Raw genomic sequence first — 20721 nt, 5'->3', positions numbered from 1 at the left:
CTGGTCGCGGTCACGGACGGCTGGCGAGCCAGGGGGCCAGAGCGCGGGTGGCGGACGTCGGGCGCCGGGTGAACGCGCGGGCGAGGCGCCGCAGATCGACGGCGATCGTGGCCGAGGCGACGGCTTCGGTTGCGGGAACGAGGGCCTCGGTGAGGGCGCACGCGTGGTCGATCTCGCCCGCGGCGGCATGGGCGAGGGCCCGGCGGAGGCCGTACCGGGCCTGGGAGCGCAGGGCGTCGTCGGGGAGCGTCGCCGTCTCGCGGTCGAGGACCTCGGCTGCCTCGCGGGGGCGGCCGAGGTCGTGCAGACACCATCCCGTGATCATCGAGACGGGGTCGGAGAGCGAAGTGGGGCCGATGACAGGGGCGCCGTCACGTCCGCCCGCCTGCTGGTCGGCGCGGGCGAACAGGTCCCGGGCCCGGTCCAGGCAGCGCATGCAGGCGTCGTAGTCGCCGCCCAGCGCGTGCCCCTGGGCCTCACGCTGCGCCGCGAGCCCGCGGATGCGGTAGGGGCCCGCCTTCTCCTGCGCTTGCCGGGCGAGTTCCACGGTCCGGTGCGCGTCGTCGCGGTAGAGGGTGACGAGGGCGCGCCGTACGAGCGCGTACGCGGCGAGGTCGTGGTCGCCTCCGGCCACGGCGAGGTGCACGGCGCGGTCCGTCCACCACAGCGCGCCCTGGTCGTCCCCGGACTCCTGGACGAGCCAGCCGATGTACTCGGCGTACCGCGAGGCCAGGGCGAGAAGTTCCTGGCGCGTGCGGGCACCGGTACGGGGAGCCAGCTCCCGGAGCGTGTGGGTCTGCGCGATGAGGGGCGGGAGGATGAGCTGCGGCCCCGCGGTCTGGCCGAGCCTGCGGTAATGGTCGAAGAGGGAACGCGCGGAGCTCAGCAGGGTGGAGTCGTCAGCCCGCGGGGCCCCGCGGTCCATGCCGAGCGGAATGACGGAGGCGGCGCCCGCGGCCATCAGTTTTCTCCGGCCGACGGGCTGGAACCAGCTCGGGCCTTCGGCGGAGAGGTGCATGAGCCACGCCTCGCCTTCGTCGTCTTCGTCGCCTTCGTACGGGTCTTCGTACGGGTCTCCGTGAGGGGTTTCGCGCGCTTCGGGGCAGGGGGCGGTGGCCCCGGGGGAGCCGGGTGGGGTGGTGGAGCGCTGCGGGGCGGGTGCGGTGCGGACCGGAGCGAGCTCCGCGAGGGCGCCGTCCGCGTGGAGGGCCGTGTCGCAGAGGCGGGCCAGGGTGCGGCTGGGCGGTTTCAGGCCCCGTTCGACCTTGCTGAGCTGGCTCTTGCTGTAGTGCACGAGGGCGCTGAGGCGGCTGAGCGACATGCCCGCCGCGAGGCGCAGTCTCCGGAGCTCCGGTCCGAACTGGAGCGGCTGCTGGTCCACTTCGACCTCCGTCTCTTCTCCGGGCAGCAGCCGGTCACCGGAAGTCAGCGTGGGGCAGGCGGCCCGGACCAACAAGGCGCGAGGGGGTGTTTCCCGTTTCCCCTTTCCGCAGGCAACAGGAAATCCGGCGAGCCGTCGAGGGCGCGTCGACGCGGAGTGAGTGCTCACTCATTGACGGAGTGAGCACTCACTCCGTACTCTGGGGGCATGGCTGAGACACCTGCGAGGCGCCGGGCGCCTGCGATGAGTCCTGATCAGCGGCGGGCGATGATCGTGACCGCGGCGCTGCCGCTCGTGGTGGAGTACGGGGCGGCGGTGACCACGGCGAAGATCGCGCGGGCCGCGGGGATCGGGGAAGGGACGATCTTCCGCGCGTTCGAGGACAAGGACGCACTGCTGGCGGCCTGCATGGAGGAGGTCGTGCGACCCGATGACACCGTGGCGCATCTCGGCGCCGTGGCGCTGGACCAGCCGCTGGCCGGGCGGCTGACCGAGGCGGCCGAGGTCATGCGGGGGTACATGAACCGGATAGGGGACGTGGCAGGGGCGTTGGCCTCGGTGGGGAAGCTGTCCCGGCAGCCGCCCGGGGAGGGCGGGGGGACTCCGCCCGACCGGGAGGCGGGACTGGCGGCGCCGCGCGCGGCGCTCGCGGCGCTGTTCGAGCCGGACAGGGAGGCCCTGCGGCTGTCGCCGGAGCGGTTGGCGGACGCGTTCCAGATGCTCCTGATGTCGACCGGACGGCCGGGCGCCCCCGAGCCGTTGAGCATGGAGGAGCTGGTCGAGCTCTTCCTGCACGGGGCGTTGACGGAGCGCGGGGCGCTGGGGGAGCGGGGGAGCGCGTCGTGAGCGGGGCTGAGGGGGAAGGGGCGTACGACGTGTTGGGGCGGGCCCGGCGGCGTCTCATCACGCTCGCCCTGCTGAGCTGCGCCTTCCTCGCCATGCTGGACGGCACGGTGATCGGCACGGCGCTGCCCCGCATCGTCGAGCAGGTCGGCGGGACGGACTCCTGGTACGTCTGGCTGGTCACCGCCTATCTGCTCACGTCGTCGGTGAGTGTCCCCGTGTACGGGCGCTTCTCGGACCTCTACGGGCGCAGGAAGCTGCTGCTCGCGGGGCTCGGCATATTCCTCGGCGGCTCGCTCGCGTGCGGGCTCGCCGGGTCGATGCTCACCCTGATCGGCGCCCGCGCGGTGCAAGGGCTGGGCGCCGGGGCGTTGTTGACGCTCGGGATGGCGCTGGTCCGGGACCTGTATCCGCCCGACCGGACGGGCGGGATGGTCCGGATGCAGAGCGTGCTCGGCGTGATGATGGTCCTCGGTCTGCTCGGCGGGCCGCTGGTCGGAGGGCTGTTGACCGACCATGCGGACTGGCGCTGGGCGTTCTGGCTGAACCTGCCGCTGGGGGTGGCGGCCGCGGCCGTGCTCGCCCTCGTCCTTCCGGAGCGGAGGCCGGGCCCGGCGCCCTCGGGGCGGCTCGACGTGGCGGGGATCCTGCTGCTAGCCGCCGGTCTGTCGTTGACCCTCACGGGGCTCAGCCTGAAGGGCAATCCGGTGGGCGGGCGGCTCCCGGGGTGGGGCGATCCCGTGGTCGCGGGGTGCCTGCTGGCGGGGCTCGCGCTGCTGGCCCTGCTCGTGCCGGTCGAGCGGCGGGCCGAGGTTCCGGTGCTACCGCCGCATCTGTTCCGCCGCCGCACCTACGCCGCGCTGCTGAGCGCCGGGTTCTTCTTCCAGCTCGCCGCGCTGCCGATGGGCGTCATGATGCCGCTCTATTTCCAGTACGTACGGGGGAGTTCGGCCACCGTCTCCGGGCTGATGCTGCTGCCGCTGCTCGGCGGCATGGTGCTGGGCAACAGGCTGACGGCGGCCGCCGTCCTCCGCAGCGGCCAGGCGAGGCCCGTGCTTCTGGCGGGGGCAGGGCTGTTGACGGCCGGCACGGGCGCGTTCTTCGCCCTGGACGAGAGCACGCCCCTCGCCCTCACCTGCGGTTGGCTGCTGCTGGCCGGGCTGGGGACGGGCCCGGCGATGGGCGGCCTCACCATCGCCACCCAGAACTGCGTTCCCCGGGCCGACATGGGCAGCGCCACGGCCGGTTCGGCTCTCACCAAGCAGGTGGGCGGCGCCTTCGGCCTGGCCGTCGCCCAGTCCCTGGCCGCGTCGCACCTCACGAGCATCACCGGCACCTCTGCCTCGCATGGAGAAGCGACCGGCGGGGCCGCGGCGGCGGCAGCCCCGGTCATCGGCTCGACCGTGGCGTGGACCGGCGCCGTCGGCGGAGTCCTCGCGCTCGCCGCGCTACTGCTCATACGGGACCTGCCGGTCCCCGTTCCGGCAGGCGGTGGAGGCGGCCGTACGGTCGCGGGCAGCGGGCGGGCCCGGGCCGCCGCGGAACACGACTAGCGGATGAGCGCCCGCGTGAGCGGCGAGTGCCGGGGGGAGGCGGCTGGCCGGAGAGCGGTCGTCGAGGGGCGGCACGGGCGAAGGTGTCAGCGGTGTCTGTTAATACTGGGGCTGTGAGCAGGGACGATGAGCGACGGGGAGAGCAGGTGCCGGACGGGAGCGAGACTCGGGCGTCTGAGTCGGCTGAGGCGTCTGAGCCGTCTGCGCCGCACGGGCCGCCAGCCTCGCCCGAACCGCCCGAACCGCCCGAGCAGCTCGCGCTCATTCGCGAGACCGTGCGGGAGCACAAGAAGCGGCAGCAGCCCGCGAAGGCCAAGCCCCGCACCTGGCGCGGTGCCGATCTGGCGTCCGGGCTCCCGGTGGCCCGGGTCCTGGTCGACAAGGGGCTGGTCCACCTCGACCACTATTTCGACTATGCGGTTCCGGCCGCCATGGACGAGGAGGCTCAGCCGGGCGTCCGGGTCCGGGTCAGGTTCGGGGCGGGAGAGCGCGAGGGGCGCAGGGAAGGGGGGAAGCTGACCAACGGGTTCATCGTCGAGCGGCGGGCCGACTCCGACTTCCCCGGCAAGCTCGCCCCTCTCGCCCAGGTGCTGTCCCCGGAGCCCGTGCTCGGTCCCGGTCTGCTCCAGCTCTGCCGTGCCGTGGCGGACCGGTATGCGGGTTCGCTCGCGGACGTCGTGCAGTTGGCCGTGCCGCCCCGGCGGGCGCGGGCCGAGCGCAAGGCCTCGCCCAAGCGCCGCCCGAGGCCGAAGGCGCCGGAGCCGGGAGGCTGGGGGCGGTACGAGCAGGGGGAGGCGTTCCTCGGAGCGCTGGCCGGGAAGGAGGCGCCCCGCGCGGTGTGGACGGCGTTGCCCGGCAGGGAGAGCTGGGCGGACGAGCTGGCGCGCGCCATTGCCGCCACGCTCTCCTCCGGGCGGGGCGCGCTCGCGGTGCTCCCCGACGGCCGGGCCGCCGCCCGTGTCGACGCGGCGCTGACCGCGCTCATCGGCGGCGACCACCATGTGCTGCTCACCGCCGACGCCGGGCCCGAGGCGCGGTACGAGCGGTGGCTCGCGGTGAACCGGGGCGCGGTGCGTGCCGTGGTGGGGACGCGGGCGGCGATGTTCGCCCCCGTGCGGAAGCTGGGGCTGGCCGCCATCTGGGAAGACGGCGACAGCAGTCACAGCGACGACCGCGCGCCCCAGCCGCACGCCCGCGAGGTGCTGCTCCAGCGCGCGGTCACGGAGCAGGCCGCCTTTCTGCTCGGGGCGCACGGGTGCACGGTCGAGGCCGCGCAGCTGGTGGAGTCGGGGTTCGCGCGGCCGCTCGTCGCGGACCGTTCGCTCGTCCGTGTCGTCGCGCCGTTGATCCGCACGGTGGGGGACCGGGACGAGGCGCGGGACGCCGCGGCCCGCAGCGCGCGGCTGCCGAGCCTGGCGTGGAACGTGGCGCGGGACGGGCTGGAGCGCGGCCCCGTGCTGGTCCAGGTGCCCCGGCGTGGCTATGTGCCCCGGCTCTCCTGTGAGCGCTGCCGCGAGCCCGCGCGCTGCCCGCAGTGCGCCGGGCCGCTCGAAGCGGCGGGGGAGGGCGCGGAGTTGCGGTGCGGCTGGTGCGCGCGGGGCGTGCCGGACTGGCGGTGCCCGGAGTGCGGCGGGGCGCGGCTGAGGGGTCGGGTGTTCGGGGCGCGGCGTACGGCGGAGGAGCTGGGGCGGGCGTTTCCGGCGGTGCCCGTGCGGACGTCCGGGGGTGACCATGTGCTGGACACCGTGCCGGACCGGCCCGCGCTGATCGTGTCGACGCCGGGGGCCGAGCCCGTTCCCGAGGCGGGGTCCGGTTATGCGGCGGCGTTGCTGCTGGACGGCTGGGCGCTGCTGGGGCGGCCCGATCTGCGGGCGGGGGAGGAGGCGTTCCGGCGCTGGCTGGGTGCGGCCTCGCTCGTCCGTCCGCAGGGGGAGGGCGGCAGCGTGGTGATCGTGGCGGAGGAGACGTTGCGGCCCGTGCAGGCCTTGGTGCGCTGGGACCCGGTCGGCCATGCCCGGCGCGAGCTGGCCGACCGGGCGGAGCTGGGCTTCCCCCCGGTGTCCCGGATGGCCGCCGTCACGGGTACGCCCGAGGCGGTGGCGGCACTGCTCGGGGCGGCGGAACTGCCCGAGCGGGCCGAGGTGTTGGGCCCGGTTCCGTTGCAGGTCGTCGAGCGGGGCCAGCCGCGCCGCCCCGGCGATCCGCCGCCGGGCGAGCGCTGGGAGCGGGCGCTCGTGCGGGTGCCGACCGGCAGTGGCGCCGCGCTCGCGGCCTCGCTCAAGACCGCGCTGGTGTCACGGCTGACCCGTAGGGAGGGGCCGGTGGCGCACGTCCGTATCGACCCGCCGGACATCGGCTGAAGAAGCAAAGGGGGACAGGGGGGCAGGGGGCGTGCTCGTGGGGCTGCCCCCGGCGTCTGGCGGACGCCGGGGGCAGCGGGGGGAGGAGGAACGAAGAACGAAAGGGAGGTGCGGGGAGGGGAAGTCCGGCCGCGGGGGCGGCCGTCGCGGGGTCAGCCGTTGCGGGGGCCCGGGAGTGCGCCCGGGCGGGGTTCCTGCGGCGGGCCGGCCTGCGAAGGCTGCGTCGGCATGGATCGGGCCGCGGGCACCGAGGGGGTGGGCCGCGGGACGCCGGGCGCCGGGACCCCCGGCGCACCCGGAGCGACGGGCACGATGGGACGTGCCGCCGCGGGCACGGTCTCCGGGGAGCGCGGCGCGCCCGCCGGAGCGGGGGCCGGGGCCGGGGCCGTCGCGGGGGCGGCGGGGGCCGTGGCGTCGGCCGTCTCCGGGGAGGTGCGCGCGGTCCCGCGCCGCGAGCCGTACCTGCGGTGCACGGCCTGCTTGGTGACCCCTAGCGCCGAACCCACCGCGTCCCAGGAGAAGCCCAGCGAGCGGTCGAAGTCCACCGCCGCGGTCACCAGCGTCTCGACGCTGTCCCGTAGCTCCTGGGCGAGCCTGACGGTCGGCGCCGGGGCGCGGCCGTAGACGACGAAGCCCGCGGACGGGCCGGTGCGCCGCGGGCGGTAGACATTGCCGAGCTGCGCCGTGAGCGTACGCAGCGCGTCCACCTGTCGGCGGACCCGCTCGATGTCCCGCACCAGAAGATGCAGGCTGGCCCGCGCCTGGGCGTCATGGGTTGCGTGGTCGGCCATGAAGAAGCCTCTCGAACCGGCTGAAAAGGGCTGTTGTTGCTGAGGTGCCGCGAAAGCGACTCCCTGAGTCGCCGAGTGCTGCTGGCGACCCGATTCGGTCAATCTGACTTGACCAACGCCAAAACGGTCGCTCTGGTCACGGTGTGGGGGCGTGGGGGAGGTGTGCGGAGGGCGCGCAGTGTTCCGTACGCCCCTCGGGCGGGAGCCTCGCGCGGACCTTAAACTGGGCTGTCTTCCAGGCGTTTTCCGCCACCCCTGGCGCCGACGTCACCGCCAGCACTCCCGTCACCGCAGTTCGCGAGAGGTAGTTCGCCACCGATGAGGCTCGTCTTCGCAGGCACCCCCGAGGTCGCCGTTCCCGCGCTCGATACCCTGATCGCCTCGGACCGGCACGAGGTCGTCGCCGTCGTGACCCGGCCCGACGCGCGGGCCGGGCGGGGACGGCACCTCGTTCCCAGCCCCGTCGCCCAGCGCGCGGAGGAGGCGGGCATCGAGGTCCTCAAGCCCGCGCGCCCCCGCGACGAGGACTTCCTCGCGCGCCTCCGCGAGATCGGTCCGGACTGCTGCCCCGTCGTCGCCTACGGCGCGCTCCTGCCGCGCGTCGCCCTCGACGTACCGGCCAAGGGCTGGGTCAATCTGCACTTCTCGCTGCTCCCCGCCTGGCGCGGCGCCGCGCCCGTGCAGCACTCGCTGCTCGCGGGCGACGAGGTGACCGGGGCCTCCACCTTCCTGATCGAGGAAGGGCTGGACTCCGGCCCGGTGTTCGGGGTGGTGACCGACGAGGTGCGGCCCACCGACACCAGCGGTGACCTGCTGACGCGGCTCGCGTTCGCGGGTGCCGGGCTGCTCGCCGCCACGATGGACGGCATCGAGGACGGCAGCCTCCAGGCCGTTCCGCAGACCGGGGACGGCGTCTCGCTGGCGCCGAAGATCTCGGTGGAGGACGCCCGTATCGACTGGACGGCGCCCGCGCTGCGCGTGGACCGCGTCGTCCGCGCCTGTACGCCCGCGCCCGGGGCGTGGACCGGTTTCCGCGACGAGCGGCTCAAGGTCCGCTCCGTCGCCCTCGCCCCCGACGGGCCCGAGGGGCTGGAGCCGGGGCAGCTGGCGGTGGGCAAGAAGGCCGTGCACGTGGGCACGGGCTCGCACCCGGTCGCGCTCGACTGGGTCCAGGCCCAGGGCAAGAAGCCGATGCGCGCCACGGACTGGGCCCGCGGCGCGCGCATCGAGGAGGGCGAGCGCGTGGGGTGACGGCGTCACCCCCCCCGACTGGCTCGATGAGGCCGACCAGGCCTCGGCGGCCCGGCCGCCCGGCCGCCCGGCAGGTGTGGGCCGAGTGGGCCCCGGGGTCGGCAAGATCGACGAGGGCCTCGCCGCCCGGCGGGCAGGGGAGGGGCGGACGTAGGGTGGGGAGCCACATCACACCCACCCCGGAGCACCTTTACCCGTGAGCACTCGGTCACGACGATCCGCGAACCCCGCGACCCCCGGCAGGTCCGGCAAGTCGGCGAAGCCCTACCGCCGCCCCCGCAAGGACCCGGTCAGGGTCCTCGCCTTCGAGGCGCTGCGCGCCGTCGACGAGCGCGACGCGTACGCCAACCTCGTCCTGCCTCCGCTGCTGAAGAAGGCGCGTGAGCAGGAGGGTTTCGAGGCGCGGGACGCGGCGCTCGCGACGGAGCTGGTCTACGGCACGCTGCGCAGGCAGGGCACGTACGACGCCGTGATCGCCGAGTGCGTGGACCGGCCGCTGCGTGACGTCGACCCGCCCGTGCTCGACGTGCTCTCCCTCGGCGCGCACCAGTTGCTCGGTACGCGCATCCCCCGGCACGCCGCCGTGAGCGCGACGGTGGAGCTGGCGCGGGTCGTGCTCGGGGACGGGCGCGCCAAGTTCGTGAACGCCGTGCTGCGCAAGATCGCCGCCGACGACCTCGACGGCTGGCTCGACCGCGTCGCGCCGCCGTACGACGAGGATCCGGTCGAGCATCTCGCTCTCCGGCACGCGCACCCCCGCTGGGTCGTCTCCGCGCTGTGGGACGCGCTCGGGGGCGGGCGCGAGGGGATCGAGGAGCTGCTGGAGGCCGACAACGCGCGCCCGGAGGTCACCCTCGTCGCGCGGCCGGGGCGCTCCAGCGCGCAGGAGCTGCTGTCGGCCGTCGAGGAGGCGGAGCCCGGGCGCTGGTCGCCGTACGCCGTACGGCTCGCGGAGGGCGGCGAGCCCGGCGCGCTCGACGCCGTGCGCGAGGGCCGGGCCGGGGTGCAGGACGAGGGCAGTCAGCTCGTCGCCCTCGCGCTGGCGAGCGCGCCCCTGGAGGGCCCCGACGCCCGCTGGCTCGACACCTGCGCGGGCCCCGGCGGCAAGGCGGCCCTGCTCGGCGCACTCGCGGCCGAAGGAGCCGGAGGAGTCGAAGCAGCCGGAGGAGCCGGAGGAGCCGACGGAGGTGCCGGCCGGGGGGCCGGCGGTCCGGGCGCCGCGCTCGTCGCCGCCGAGAAGCAGCCGCACCGTGCCCGGCTCGTCGCCCGCGCGCTGGACGGCAACCCCGGGCCGTACGCCGTGGTCACCGCCGACGGCACCCGGCCCGCCTGGCGGCCCGGAAGCTTCGACCGGGTCCTCGCCGACGTCCCCTGCACCGGGCTCGGCGCGCTGCGCCGCAGGCCGGAGGCGCGCTGGCGGCGCCGCCCGGAGGACCTGGAGGGCTTCGCTCCGCTCCAGCGCGGGCTGCTGCGCGAGGCGCTGCGCGCGGTCCGCGTCGGCGGCGTCGTGGCGTACGTGACATGCTCGCCGCACCTGGCGGAGACCCGGGCCGTGGTCGACGACGTCCTCAAGACCCTCGGCAAGGACGGGAAGGAGGGGAGCGCCGCCGAGCTGATCGACGCCCGTCCGCTGCTCCCCGGCGTCCCCGCGCTCGGCGAGGGCCCCGACGTACAGCTCTGGCCGCATCTGCACGGCACCGACGCGATGTACCTCGCGCTGCTGCGCCGCACCGCCTGATCACTCCGCCCGCACTCACGAGATACTGGACCCATGGCTCAGATCAACCCCAGCATCCTGTCCGCCGACTTCGCCCGGCTCGCCGACGAGGCCAAGGCGGTGGACGGCGCCGACTGGCTCCATGTGGACGTGATGGACAATCACTTCGTCCCGAACCTCACGCTCGGCGTTCCGGTCGTCGACGCCCTCGCCAAGGCGACGGACACCCCGCTGGACTGCCATCTGATGATCGACGAGCCGGACCGCTGGGCCCCGCAGTACGTCGAGGCCGGGGCCGGGTCCGTCACCTTCCACGCGGAGGCCGCGGCCGCGCCCGTACGGCTCGCGCGGGAGATCCGGGCGAAGGGGGCGCGCGCCTCGATGGCGCTGAAGCCCGCCACGCCGATCGAGCCGTACGAGGACCTGCTGCCCGAGCTCGACATGCTGCTGGTCATGACGGTGGAGCCGGGCTTCGGCGGGCAGGCGTTCCTCGACATCATGCTGCCCAAGATCCGCAGGACCCGGCAGCTCATCGACAAGCACGGCCTGCAGCTCTGGCTCCAGGTCGACGGCGGAGTCTCCGCCTCCACGATCGAGCGGTGCGCCGAGGCGGGTGCCGACGTCTTCGTGGCGGGCTCCGCGGTCTACGGTGCCGAGAACCCCGCGGCGGCCGTCGAGGCCCTGCGCGCACAGGCCGAGGAGGCGGCACACCGGGCGAACGGAAGCTGAACGACTGCCTCAGCCCGGCCCTGTACAGCGGCGGATCTGCAAGGATGAACGCGCAGCGCAAAAGCGCCAACAGCGTGAATACGGCAAGACAGTGAGGTGAGTGCGGTGTCGTCGGGGCGAGCCACGCGAATGGGACCCGCCGAGCTCATGCAGGCGGCGGCCATGGCCCGCCGCTTCTACCTGGAGGGGAAATCCAAGATCCAGATCGCTGACGAGTTCGGGGTCAGCCGTTTCAAGGTGGCCCGGGTCCTGGAGACCGCGCTCGAACGCGATCTGGTGCGGATCGAGATCCGCGTCCCGGCCGAGCTGGACGCGGAGCGCTCCGACGCCCTCCGTGCCCGCTTCGGCCTGCGGCACGCGGTCGTCGTGGAGTCCCCGAGCGAGGCGGGCGACTCCACCCCCGACAGCGGAGCCGACCCCGAGAACCTGGGCGAGGTGGCCGCCGACCTCCTCGGCGAACTCGTCACCGACGGCGACGTCCTGGGCCTCGCCTGGGGCCGCTCGACCATCCATATGGCCACCGCGCTACGCCAGTTGCCCCCCTGCACGGTCGTGCAGCTGACGGGGGTGTACGACGCGGGGACGGCGGACCGGGGCTCCGTCGAAGCCGTACGCCGCGCGGCCGAGGTCGCCGGGGGAGAGGCTCACCCGATCTACGCGCCGATGCTGCTGCCCGACAGCGCCACGGCCGCCACGCTGCGCAGCCAGACGGGGATCGCCCGCGCCTTCGAGTACTTCGACAAGGTCACCGTCGCCGCCGTCTCCATCGGCTCCTGGGAGCCGGGCATCTCCACCGTCCACGACATGCTCAGCGCCGAGGAGCGCGACCACTATTCCTCGCTGGGCGTCGCCGCCGAGATGTCGGCGCACCTCTTCGACGCCGACGGGCGCAGGATCGGGCGGGACCTCGGCGAGCGGTGCATCACCGTCGAGGCCGAGCGGCTGCGTCGTATCCCCGAGGTCGTCGCGATCGCGGGCGGGCACCGCAAGGCCGCCGCGATCGGCGCCGTGCTCCGCTCCGGCCTCGTCACCAGCCTGGTGACGGACACCGCGGCGGCCGACGCGCTGCTGGGCGAGGAGCGGCCCGGCGCCCGTCCGGCGCTGGAGCGCGCCGACCCCGACGGCACGGCAGCGGCCTGAGCGTTCTCCTCCGCTCTGCCGCTCTGCCGCTCCGCCTCCCTGCCTCTCCGCCTCTCCGGGCGCCCTCGGGGCGTGCACGGGACGACCGTCTGGACAGACGTACGAAGCACGGCGTTACGATCTGTCCCGGTCTCGGCCGAAAGACGGCCGGTCCGTGACACGCCCGAGGAGGCAGAACCCCCGCCATGACGACCAAGAGCACCAAACTGCCGGGGCTCGGCACGCAGTACGACATCTCGACCCGTGCGGGCCGTCATATCTCCGTCGTCGCCCATCAGGACGGCCGCAGGTTCCTCGGCTTCTACGACCCCGAGGACCCGGACTCCTGCCAGGCCACCGTCCCGCTCGACCGGGACGAGGCCGAGTCGCTCGCCGACATCCTCGCCCCGGGCGAGAGCCCCAAGCTGGGCACCTGCGAGATGGAGATCGACCTCGTCACCGTCCGCATCCCGGTCTCCGGCAAGTCGCCGTACAGCGACGCGCTGCTGGGTGACACGCGGGCCCGTACGCGCACCGGCGCCTCCATCGTCGCCGTGCTGCGCCGCACCGGGGCCGTCCCCTCGCCCGCCCCCGACTTCCGGCTGGAGGCGGGCGACACGCTGGTGGCCGTCGGCACCCGCGAGGGCGTGGACGAGCTCACCCGCATCATCTCCGGCACCTAGGCAAGACCGGGCCGGGTCAAACACTCACCGGCGACGGCCGGTACATGAAGGGCCATTTGTGCACGACACCACCGTCCTGCTGATCGAACTCGGCACCGTCATCCTCGGACTGGGACTGGTCGGCCGCTTCGCCGGGCGTATCGGCCTGTCCCCGATCCCGCTCTACCTGCTGGGCGGTCTCGCCTTCGGGTCGGGCGGGATCTTCCCGCTCACGGCCAGCGAGGAGTTCATCGAGGTCGGCGCGGAGATCGGGGTGATCCTGCTCCTGCTGCTCCTCGGCCTGGAGTACAGCGCCTCCGAACTGGTGGGCAGCCTCAAGACCCAATATCCCTCGGGCATCGTCGACTTCACGCTCAACGCCGTGCCCGGCGCGCTCGCCGCGCTGCTGCTCGGCTGGGGCCCTGTCGCGGCCGTGGCGCTCGCGGGCGTCACCTGGATCTCGTCCTCGGGGGTGATCGCCAAGGTCCTCACCGACCTCGGCAGACTCGGCAACCGCGAAACGCCCGTCATCCTCGGCGTCCTCGTTATCGAGGACCTGTCCATGGCGGTCTATCTGCCGCTGCTCACGGCGCTGGTGGCCGGGCTCGGCCTCGCCGGTACGAGCGTCGCGATGCTCATCGCCATCGGCACCGTCGGCATCGTGCTCTTCTTCGCGCTGCGCTACGGGCGTGTCATCAGCCGGGCCGTCAGCTCCGACACGCCCGAGATGCTGCTGCTGGTCGTCCTCGGCCTCACGCTGCTGATCGCGGGCATCGCGCAGAAGCTCCAGGTGTCCGCGGCCGTCGGCGCGTTCCTCGTCGGCATCGCGCTCTCCGGGGAGACCGCCGAGAACGCGCGCAGCCTGCTCAGCCCGCTGCGGGACCTGTTCGCCGCCGTCTTCTTCGTCTTCTTCGGGCTCAGCACCGTGCCCTCGGACATCCCGCCGGTGCTGGTGCCCGCGCTGCTGCTCGCCGCCGTCACCTCCGTCAGCAAGATCTTCACGGGCTGGTACGCGGCGCGCCGCGCGGGCGTCGGCGTACCAGGGCGGCTGCGCGCGGGCGGGGCGCTGGTGGCACGCGGCGAGTTCTCCATCGTCATCGCCGGGCTCGCCACGAGCGCCGACCCCCGTATCGGACCGCTCGCCACGGCGTACGTGCTGATCCTCGTCATCGTCGGGCCGCTCGCGGCGCGCTGGACCGAGCCGGTGGTACGGAGGGCGAACGCGCTGCGCCGCCGTCACGCGGCCCCCGCACCCGCCCCTGCTCCCGCTCCCGCCGAGGCCGACCCCGACCCCGATCCCGCCCCGGCCGAGGCGGGCAGCGGTACGGGCAGCGGGGCACCCTTGCGCAACCTCCGGACCGATACGGAGAGTTGAGCCCCGACACGTGGGGGTGGGCCATGGGGGCGACGGGGACGACGGGGACGACGGCGCACGCGGTCGTGCTGGGCGCGGGGATGAGCGGGCTGTTCGCCGCCCGCGCGCTGACCCGGACCTTCGCGAGGGTCACGGTGGTCGAGCGCGACCGGCTCCCCGCCGGGCCCGAGCCCCGCAAGGGCGTGCCGCAGGGCCGCCATGTGCACGCGCTGCTCGGCACCGGGGCACAGGCGATCGAGCGGCTCCTTCCCGGGCTGGGCGAGGAGCTGCGCGCCGCGGGCGCCGTCACCGCGCGCCTGCTCCAGGACGCGCGCTACGTCCTCGGCGGCGCCCCGCTCGCCCGGGGCGACGCGGGCGTGTCGGCGCTCCAGGCGACACGCCCGCTGCTGGAGGCGACGGTACGGGCACGGGTCGCGGCGCTCCCCGGCGTGACGTTCCTGGAGGGCCGGGACGTGCTCGGGCCCGAGGCCGGACAGGGCCGGGTGACCGGCGTCCGGGTACGGCTCCGGCGCGAGGACGCCGAGGAGGAGGTCCTGCGCGCCGGCCTCGTCGTGGACGCCATGGGCCGGGCCGGACACGCCGCGGGCTGGACGAGGGACCTGGGGCACGGGGCGCCGCCCGAGGAGCGGCTGAAGGTCGACGTCGGCTACGCCACCCGCTTCGTCGCCCTCCCCGAAGACGTCCTCGACGGCGACAGGATGGCCCTCGTGGGCAACGTCCCCGGCCTCCCCACCCGGGGCGCCGCGCTCGCCCTCCAGGAGGGCGGCCGCTGGCTCCTGACCCTGGCCGGAATGGCGGGCGACCATCCGCCGACCGACGACGACGGCTTCCTCGCGTACGCGCGTACGACGCTGCCGTCCGAGGTCTACGAGGCGGTCCGGGACGCCGGGCCGTCCGGCGCGACGGTCTTCCACCGCTTTCCGCAGAGCCTGCGCCGCCGGTTCGAGAAGCTGCCCTCGCACCCCGAGGGGCTGATCGCGGTCGGCGACGGCGTCAGCAGCTTCAACCCCGTCTACGCGCAGGGCATGACCGTCGCCGCGCAGGAGGCCGAGGCCCTCGCCGCGTGCCTGGACGAGGGCGGCCCGGACGGACTGCCCGCCCGTTACTTCGCCGCCGCGGCGCGCGTGGTCGAGCCCGCCTGGGCGATGGCCAGGAACGCCGACCTCTCCGTGCCGCAGGTCCCCGCCGAACGCCCGCTCGCCTGGCGGCTCCTGGGCCGCTATGCCGAACGCCTCGTCCTCGTCGCCCGCCACGACCCCGAGGCCGCCTCCCGGTACGTCCGCGTCACCCAGCTCCTCGACCCGCCCTCCGCCCTGTTCGCCCCGAAACTGGCGACCAAGGTCCTCCGGGGACCCCGGCGGCCCTGACGCCCGGACCGCGTCCGAGATCGCACGTAACCGGACGGATCGCCCGCGCCCTGAGCGCGACCGACGCCCTCCAGCGCGACTTCGCGATCTTGTCGCGGACCCTCAGCGGACCGTCGGAGCCGGCGGCGCGACCACGTCGCACAGCTCGGCGGCGGCCTGGGAGACGAGCTCGGAGAACGCCGCGTCCGGGTCGGCCAGCCAGCGGGACGTGGCGCGCCGGGAGACCGCCATCGCCACGTCGATGACGAAGCGTGCCGTGTCGGGCTCGACGCCGCGCCGCCCGAGCGCCGGCACCAGCGCCTCGGCGATGTCGGCGAGCTTGATCAAATCGCGCTCGGCCAGTGCCGGGCTGGCGGCGATCACCCTGACGCGGCGCAGCAGGAACTCACGCGAGCGAAAGGCCTCGTCGGCGGTCCTCAGCGCGGTCAGCAGCGCCCCGAGCGGCCTGAGGCCCGGGTCGGCCGCCTCGACCTGTCCTACGAGGTGGGCTTCGAGCCCGTGGCCGGCGAAGAGGACTTCCCGCTTGTCGGGGAAGTAGCGGTAGAAGGAGCGCTCGGTCAGACCGGCGGTGCGCGCGATCTGTGCGACCGAGGTGCGCTCGTACCCCTGCGTCTCGAACAGCTCGAGCGCCGCGCGCTCAAGCCGACCCTGTGCGTCGGACTCCCATCTCGGCATGGGCGACAGGATATGACAGCAGATGCTGTTGTCGCGCTAGGATCGATGACAACAGATGCTGTCATCACATAGGGGATAGTCATGAAGGCTCTTCAGTTCGACCGGTTCGGATCCCCGGAGGTGATCGCGCTCCGCGACGTCCCGAAGCCGGAGCCGGGACCCGGACAGATCCGCATCGCCGTGCGGGCGTGCGGCCTGACCCCGGCCGACTGGCACGTCGTCGACGGTCTCCTCGCCGACCGGATGCCGCCGCTGCCGCGCGGGCTCGGCCTGGAGATCGCGGGCACCGTCGACGCGCTCGGCGAGGACGTCACCGGCGTCGAGATCGGTGACCCCGTGTTCGGCCCGGCCACCTTCGACGGCCCGACGGCCGGTGCCGCCGAGTTCGCGCTGATGGCGGCCTGGGCGCGCATCCCCGAGGGTGTCACCGCCGAGGAGGCCGCCGCGCTGCCGATGGCGGCCGAGACGGCGTGGCGCGCGCTCGACGACCTCGGCGTCCAGCCGGGTGAGCTGCTGCTCGTCCACGGCGCGGGCACCACGGTGGGTGAGGCGGCGGTGCGCCTCGCGCTGCACCGGGGCATCCGGGTGATCGCCACCGCCGGGCCGACCCGGGCCGCTGCCCTGGAGGGGATCGGCGCGCAGGTGACCGCCTACGGCGACGGTATGGCCGAGTGCGTCACCGCGCTGGCCGGAGGCCGCGTCGATCGTGCCCTGGACGCGGCCCCGACCGGTGGCCGTATCGACCGGGCCGACCAGCCGAGCCCGGCGGGCGGCTCACTGCCGACCCTGATCGGGCTGACCGGTGATCCCGACCGCGTCCTCACCGTCTCGGACTTCGCCGCCGCGGCCGAGCTGGGGGTCCGGATCACCACGGAGATGCGCTACGACCTGATGGGCGAGTTCGCCCGGCTGGCCGGCGAAGGCGTGCTGGCCGTGCCGGTCGCCCGTACCTACACGCTCGACCAGATCCAGGAAGCGGCCGAGCTCAGCCGGTCCCGCCGCCCCGGCGGCAAGCTCGTACTCGTCCTGTGAGCGCCTCACCGGCCTGGTCAGGCGAGGGGCCCTAGCCCTCGATGCGGAGGGCGAGGGCCGGGCAGCGGCGGACCGCGCGGCGCGCCTGGCGGCGGAGGTGGCCGGGGACGCGGGCCGACGCGCGCGTCGGGTATCCGTCGGCGCCCAGCTCCACGAGGTCCGGCACGATGCCCGCGCACAGCCCGTGCCCCCGGCACAGCGTCCAGTTGACGACCAGCCGCGCCGAACGGGGGCGTGGGGCGACGAGCGTGACCGGCGTGTCGGGCGCGGCCGCGGCCGGGGCCGGAACGGCGCCGCCGGGCCCCGTCGCCTCCTCCGGCACCGGCAGGGCGCCCAGCACGGGGCGGCCGCAGCCCCGCCCCCGGCCGCGCGCGCTGGCGCCCGTACGCGCGTGGAGGTCGAAGTCGTCGGCGAAGACGGCCATCGCCGAGGCGACGAAGCGTGACACGCCGTCCGGGTGCGTGCAGGCGCCGCGCCCGCTGACGCCGTACGCCCGTTCCCGTACGGCCTCCAGGGCGCGGGCCCCGCCCGTGCCGCCCTCCGCGAGGTCCGTCAGCGCGTCGGCCAGCGAGGGCAGCCCGAGGACGCAGGGGCCGCACTGACCCGCCGATTCATGGGCCAGCCAGCGCGCCACGCGCGCGGCCTCGCCCACCGGGCAGGTGTCCTCGCGCAGCGGCAGCACGGCGCCCGCGCCGAGCGTGGCGCCCAGCGCCTCCAGCGACGCGCGCGAGGCGCACGCCGAGCGGGCGGCCTCCGGGGTGAGCCAGCTGCCGTGGTAGCCGCCGACCAGGACGCCCTGGCCGAGCGGGATGCCGCACAGCCGCAGCAGATAGCCGAGCGGCACGCCGGTCGGCGTCTCCAGGACGCCGCGCCCGGTGAGGGTGAGCAGCACGGTGCCCGGCTCGCCGGGCAGGCCGGTGTCGCGGTACGCGCGCACGCCGAGGCGTGCCGCGACGGCGAGCTGGGCGAAGGTCTCGGTGTTGCACAGCAGCGTCGGCAGCCCGGCCAGCCCGCTCTCGCTCGCCCGCAGGCCGCGCCCGGAGGGCAGCGCGGGGGACTGGTTGAGGCCGTTGACGAGCGCGGTCGACTCGCCGGTGACGAAGCGGCCGGGCAGCCTGACGACCCGGGTGCGCGGGCCAGGCCCCGGACCCGGCCCCGGGCCCGGACCCGGATCCGAAAGCGGGCCCGCCGCCTCCCGTTCGGCCAGGGCGGCCCGTACGGACTCCTCGGTGTCCTGGCGTGTCACGCCCACGCAGACCTCCCCGGCGCCCAGCGCCTCGGCCGCCAGCAGCGCGCCGTCGAGGACGAGATGGGGCGCGCGCAGCAGCAGCGTCCGGTCCTTGAGGCTCACCGGTTCGCTCTCGCTGCCGTTGACGACGACCGCCGTGCCCGCGCCCTGCCGCCGCGCGGCCCGCTGCACGGCGCGCAGCTTCCGCGCGAACGGGAAGGCGCCGCCGCCCCGGCCGCGCAGGCCCGTCAGCTCCGCCAGCTCCAGCAGCGCGTCCGCGGGGGGCATGGGCAGCGGGCCGTGGACCGCGACGTGCGCGACGTGGTCGAGGCGCGGCACCTGACCCAGCCCGGCCAGCAGCCGCGCGGGCCCGAACGAGGCGATGGGGGGCGCGCAGAGCGACTCGGACAGCGCGGCGTACGCCGGGGACAGCGCATGGGCGGGGTACGCGGAGTACGCGGGGGACGTGGGGGACACAGGGGTCACCGTCTCTCCTTCTCGTCGGCACCGGCCGCCGACCGCGCGGGGGCGCGGTGCGGGAGGAGCCGGTGGATGAGCACGGCGGCGGTTCCGGCCAGGCAGAGCACGTACGCCGCGGTCACCCAGCCGCTCGCGTGCCGTCCGGCACGCAGGCCGTGGACGAGGGCCGCGCCCCAGGCCGGGTACGCGCACATGTGCAGCGCCCGCCACCAGCGCGAGCCGCGGCCGTTCGCGAACGCGGCCCGTACGGCCCCGGTCACCGCGACCGCCACGAACAGGTATCCGGCGAGCGTGCCGAGGCCGATCAGGACGGGCCGCGTACGGTCGGCGAGCGGAACGGCCGCCGCACTCACGCTCGTACGGTCCTCGGCGACCTTCACCCAGATGTGCAGGGCCAGGAAGCAGAGACCGGCCACCGCGGTACCGCGGTGCACGCCCTGTGCGAGCAGCCGGTGGGCGGGCGCCAGCAGGATCCGGTCGGTGGCCGCCAGCCCCCACAGCACCGTGGCCGTCAGCGAGACGAGGGCGAGCACGCCCGCGCCGTGGTCGAGGAAGGCCCAGGCGCGGCCCGGCACTCCTCCGGTGACGGCCCGGCCGAGCGCGAGCAGCGCCACCACGCCGAAGGCCGCGTGCAGGGGGCCGGGGCGGGGGCCCGCGGTGCGGCGCCCGCTTCCGGTACGGAATCCGCTTCTGGCGCGGAGTCCGCCGCCGGTCCGGGGACCTCTCGTGGACCGGTGCACCTGTGGAGGGTGTTGCCTGTGTGACGGGAGCTGCTGTGGGGACATCGGGGTCTCCCGAAGACGCGTGCACCGTGCATCCGGCCTGGCAGTGGCCCGTTTCCCGGGGACAGGAAGCGGCGGCCGGAAGCCAGAAGCATTGTCGAACCGGGCGGAACGCACCCAGTCTTTGTCGCGCTGTGACAAATTCCCGCACTGGCGTCGCCGGTGCGCCGTACCGCTGCCGATGATGCCCACGCAGGGCACCAGGTGATCCCGGCTGGAGCGAGGTTGAGATGTGCGAGCTGCGAGCTGACCTTCCCGCCGTCGCCGACCAGATGGTCGACGCGCTGCGGCACAGCCTCCCGGCGCTGTCCGCCGTGCTGCGCGAATCCGGTCGGGAGGACGCGAGAGGGGCCATCGAGCAGGTGCTGACGACGGCCCTCGCTACGCAGCCCGGCGTGGCCCCCGGCGGACACGACGACGAGGAGACGGTCGTACGGGCTGAGGAGGGCACGCCCTCCATACGCGCGGTTCCCGCCGTATCCGGCGCGTCCGACGCCCCGTCCGCCGAACGGGCCCGCCGGATGCTCTTCGCCGCGCTGACCGCCGACCGGGCGCCCGGTGCCGCCGCGTCCTGGTTCGACGCGCTGGCGCGCTCGGCACGGTGGCCGCTGCCCTCGGCCGTACGGGCCGTCGTGCTCGCGGCGCCCTGCGAGAGCCCGCCGCTCACCGGCCCGTTGGCCAGCGCGCTGGCGGGGCCCGTCGAGGGCGAGCCCTGTCTGCTCGTGCCCGACCCGCGAGGGGAGGCCCGCGAGGCGCTGGACGGGCACCTCCAGGGCTGGACCGCCGCCGTCGGGCACGCCGTGGCGCTGGAGGACTGCGCGGACTCGGTGCGCTGGGCGCGGCGCCTGCTCGAACTGGCGCCCGTGCACGCCGTGAACGGCTCCGGATCCGGTTCCAGTTCCGGTTCCGGTTCCGGTTCCGGTTCGGGAGCCGGGCCCGGCGCCGTCTTCGTCGACGACCACCTCACCACCCTGCTGCTGCTCCAGGACGAGTCGATGGCCCGCGCCCTCACGGCCCGCTGGCTCGGACCCCTCGCCGAGCTGACGCCGCGGCAGAGCGAGCGCCTCGAAGTCACCCTGCTCGCCTGGCTGGAGAGCGGGGGCGCGCCGGAGGCGGCCCGCACCCTCCAGGTGCATCCGCAGACGGTCCGCTACCGGCTGCGCCAGATCGAGAAGGTCTTCGGCGCCGCGTTACGCGACCCGCGCGCCCGCTTCGAGCTCGAAGCGGCGCTGCGCGGGAGGCAGTTGCTGGGCCGCGTCCGGCGCGGGCGCGCCCGTACGGGAGGGCGCAAGGCCCGCGCCGGAGGAGCCGCCGGACCGGGCGCGGGGCCCGCGCAGGCCCAGGAGGCGCGCATCAACGGGCTGTGAGCCCGCCGA

Annotated in this window: 17 protein-coding genes; 12 read left to right on the top strand and 5 right to left on the bottom strand. The window is 75.0% G+C overall.

Features of this window, described 5'->3' with window-relative positions; genetic code table 11:
• Positions 1-10 precede the first annotated feature (10 nt).
• Complete coding sequence (locus ACGF3A_RS22555; RefSeq protein ID WP_393732057.1) at positions 11-1381, bottom strand: helix-turn-helix domain-containing protein; 1371 nt, start codon at positions 1379-1381, stop codon at positions 11-13.
• Positions 1382-1588: 207 nt separating this feature from the next.
• Between ACGF3A_RS22555 and ACGF3A_RS22550 the strand changes: the two genes are divergently transcribed.
• The 3 genes from ACGF3A_RS22550 (at position 1589) to ACGF3A_RS22540 (ending at position 6137) form a co-directional block, all read left to right on the top strand.
• Positions 1589-2227: a TetR/AcrR family transcriptional regulator gene (locus ACGF3A_RS22550; RefSeq protein WP_393732056.1), complete on the top strand. Its 639-nt coding sequence runs from the start codon at positions 1589-1591 to the stop codon at positions 2225-2227.
• Entirely contained in the window at positions 2224-3777 is a 1554-nt protein-coding gene (locus tag ACGF3A_RS22545) for an MFS transporter (RefSeq protein ID WP_393732055.1), read from the top strand. Before ACGF3A_RS22550 ends, ACGF3A_RS22545 begins: the two co-directional genes overlap by 4 nt.
• Before the next feature lie 146 nt (positions 3778-3923).
• The gene (locus ACGF3A_RS22540; protein WP_393732635.1) at positions 3924-6137 is read left to right on the top strand and encodes a primosomal protein N'; all 2214 of its coding nucleotides are present in this window, start codon (positions 3924-3926) and stop codon (positions 6135-6137) included.
• Positions 6138-6289: 152 nt separating this feature from the next.
• Here ACGF3A_RS22540 and ACGF3A_RS22535 read toward each other — a convergent pair whose 3' ends face one another.
• A complete protein-coding gene (locus ACGF3A_RS22535; RefSeq protein ID WP_393732054.1) occupies positions 6290-6928 on the bottom strand; it encodes a hypothetical protein in 639 nt (212 codons plus the stop codon).
• Between the two features lie 318 nt (positions 6929-7246).
• Here ACGF3A_RS22535 and fmt point away from each other — a divergent pair, with 318 nt between their 5' ends.
• From fmt to ACGF3A_RS22500, 7 genes are all read left to right on the top strand, one after another.
• Positions 7247-8179: a methionyl-tRNA formyltransferase gene (fmt, locus tag ACGF3A_RS22530; RefSeq protein WP_393732053.1), complete on the top strand. Its 933-nt coding sequence runs from the start codon at positions 7247-7249 to the stop codon at positions 8177-8179.
• A gap of 196 nt (positions 8180-8375) precedes the next feature.
• Entirely contained in the window at positions 8376-9917 is a 1542-nt protein-coding gene (locus ACGF3A_RS22525) for an RsmB/NOP family class I SAM-dependent RNA methyltransferase (RefSeq protein ID WP_393732052.1), read from the top strand.
• A gap of 33 nt (positions 9918-9950) precedes the next feature.
• Positions 9951-10625 (top strand): ribulose-phosphate 3-epimerase, encoded by a 675-nt coding sequence (gene rpe / locus ACGF3A_RS22520; RefSeq protein WP_393732051.1) that lies wholly within the window; start codon positions 9951-9953, stop codon positions 10623-10625.
• A 129-nt stretch (positions 10626-10754) separates the two neighbouring features.
• Positions 10755-11765: a sugar-binding transcriptional regulator gene (locus tag ACGF3A_RS22515; RefSeq protein WP_393732050.1), complete on the top strand. Its 1011-nt coding sequence runs from the start codon at positions 10755-10757 to the stop codon at positions 11763-11765.
• Positions 11766-11950: 185 nt separating this feature from the next.
• The gene (locus ACGF3A_RS22510; RefSeq protein WP_393732049.1) at positions 11951-12427 is read left to right on the top strand and encodes a cation:proton antiporter regulatory subunit; all 477 of its coding nucleotides are present in this window, start codon (positions 11951-11953) and stop codon (positions 12425-12427) included.
• A gap of 58 nt (positions 12428-12485) precedes the next feature.
• Complete coding sequence (locus ACGF3A_RS22505) at positions 12486-13781, top strand: cation:proton antiporter (protein ID WP_393732048.1); 1296 nt, start codon at positions 12486-12488, stop codon at positions 13779-13781.
• On the top strand, positions 13778-15148 hold the full coding sequence (locus tag ACGF3A_RS22500) for an FAD-dependent oxidoreductase (protein WP_393732047.1): 1371 nt from the start codon (positions 13778-13780) through the stop codon (positions 15146-15148). The genes ACGF3A_RS22505 and ACGF3A_RS22500 overlap by 4 nt, the downstream gene beginning before the upstream one ends.
• Before the next feature lie 102 nt (positions 15149-15250).
• Here the strand turns inward: ACGF3A_RS22500 and ACGF3A_RS22495 are convergent, their stop codons facing one another.
• Positions 15251-15823, bottom strand: a complete 573-nt coding sequence (locus ACGF3A_RS22495) for a TetR/AcrR family transcriptional regulator (RefSeq protein ID WP_393732046.1) — start codon at positions 15821-15823, stop codon at positions 15251-15253.
• Between the two features lie 81 nt (positions 15824-15904).
• Between ACGF3A_RS22495 and ACGF3A_RS22490 the strand changes: the two genes are divergently transcribed.
• On the top strand, positions 15905-16855 hold the full coding sequence (locus ACGF3A_RS22490) for an NADP-dependent oxidoreductase (protein ID WP_393732045.1): 951 nt from the start codon (positions 15905-15907) through the stop codon (positions 16853-16855).
• A gap of 31 nt (positions 16856-16886) precedes the next feature.
• Here the strand turns inward: ACGF3A_RS22490 and ACGF3A_RS22485 are convergent, their stop codons facing one another.
• Both ACGF3A_RS22485 and ACGF3A_RS22480 read right to left on the bottom strand, forming a co-directional pair.
• Positions 16887-18569: an NADH-ubiquinone oxidoreductase-F iron-sulfur binding region domain-containing protein gene (locus ACGF3A_RS22485; protein WP_393732044.1), complete on the bottom strand. Its 1683-nt coding sequence runs from the start codon at positions 18567-18569 to the stop codon at positions 16887-16889.
• Complete coding sequence (locus ACGF3A_RS22480; protein ID WP_393732043.1) at positions 18566-19303, bottom strand: hypothetical protein; 738 nt, start codon at positions 19301-19303, stop codon at positions 18566-18568. The genes ACGF3A_RS22485 and ACGF3A_RS22480 overlap by 4 nt, the downstream gene beginning before the upstream one ends.
• 272 nt (positions 19304-19575) lie before the next feature.
• On the opposite strand from ACGF3A_RS22480, the gene ACGF3A_RS22475 reads away from it, so the two are divergent.
• On the top strand, positions 19576-20712 hold the full coding sequence (locus ACGF3A_RS22475; RefSeq protein ID WP_393732042.1) for a PucR family transcriptional regulator: 1137 nt from the start codon (positions 19576-19578) through the stop codon (positions 20710-20712).
• The last annotated feature ends 9 nt before the right edge of the window (positions 20713-20721 follow it).

It is taken from the genome of Streptomyces sp. NPDC048172, assembly GCF_043202595.1.
Taxonomy (GTDB): domain Bacteria; phylum Actinomycetota; class Actinomycetes; order Streptomycetales; family Streptomycetaceae; genus Streptomyces.
This window is presented reverse-complemented; position numbering and strand designations above follow the sequence as displayed.

Coding starts and splice junctions, on each gene's coding strand:
- ACGF3A_RS22550 (WP_393732056.1), top strand. CDS start 1,589: ATGGCTGAGACACCTGCGAGGCGCCGGGCGCCTGCGATGAGTCCTGAT.
- ACGF3A_RS22535 (WP_393732054.1), bottom strand. CDS start 6,928: ATGGCCGACCACGCAACCCATGACGCCCAGGCGCGGGCCAGCCTGCAT.
- fmt (WP_393732053.1), top strand. CDS start 7,247: ATGAGGCTCGTCTTCGCAGGCACCCCCGAGGTCGCCGTTCCCGCGCTC.
- rpe (WP_393732051.1), top strand. CDS start 9,951: ATGGCTCAGATCAACCCCAGCATCCTGTCCGCCGACTTCGCCCGGCTC.
- ACGF3A_RS22515 (WP_393732050.1), top strand. CDS start 10,755: ATGGGACCCGCCGAGCTCATGCAGGCGGCGGCCATGGCCCGCCGCTTC.
- ACGF3A_RS22510 (WP_393732049.1), top strand. CDS start 11,951: ATGACGACCAAGAGCACCAAACTGCCGGGGCTCGGCACGCAGTACGAC.
- ACGF3A_RS22495 (WP_393732046.1), bottom strand. CDS start 15,823: ATGCCGAGATGGGAGTCCGACGCACAGGGTCGGCTTGAGCGCGCGGCG.
- ACGF3A_RS22490 (WP_393732045.1), top strand. CDS start 15,905: ATGAAGGCTCTTCAGTTCGACCGGTTCGGATCCCCGGAGGTGATCGCG.
- ACGF3A_RS22475 (WP_393732042.1), top strand. CDS start 19,576: ATGTGCGAGCTGCGAGCTGACCTTCCCGCCGTCGCCGACCAGATGGTC.